This is a genomic window from Lacticaseibacillus nasuensis JCM 17158, assembly GCF_001434705.1.
Taxonomy (GTDB): domain Bacteria; phylum Bacillota; class Bacilli; order Lactobacillales; family Lactobacillaceae; genus Lacticaseibacillus; species Lacticaseibacillus nasuensis.
The window spans coordinates 1-405 of sequence record NZ_AZDJ01000034.1; the positions used below are offsets into that span (position 1 = coordinate 1).

At 55.3% G+C, this 405-nt stretch carries 1 protein-coding gene; it reads right to left on the reverse strand.

The window, feature by feature from the left end; all coding sequences use genetic code 11:
• On the reverse strand, positions 1–405 hold a 405-nt coding region (locus tag FD02_RS11320; protein WP_202812905.1), incomplete at both ends, for a hypothetical protein.

The window sequence follows — 405 nt, forward strand, 5'->3', positions numbered from 1 at the left end:
ACTGTCACATTACCGTCAGGCGTGGTCGTCGCAGTGGTGTTGTCACCAACATCGTGCGGCTTCCCATCACTCGGCACATCCTTACCGTTGACCGTGTGACCGCCCTTACCGTCAGAAGTTACTGGCGTAGTTGTATCATCGCCATTCTTAATCGGTGTGGTGGTGACATGGCTAGTCACTTCGCCCTTCGGGTTAATGGTCGTATCAGTAGTCGTGCCGTCGCCATTATCATGGTGCAGCTGGAGCCCACCGTCATCCGTCGGTGTCGCTGTGGTGCCTTTGCCGACATCAGTTGGCGTGGTGGTGCCAGTTGGCACATCCGTGCCATTGACCGTATGACCGCCTTTATCGTCAGTAACAACAGTATCGGTTGTGCCATTTGGTTCCTTGACTGGCGTCGTCGTC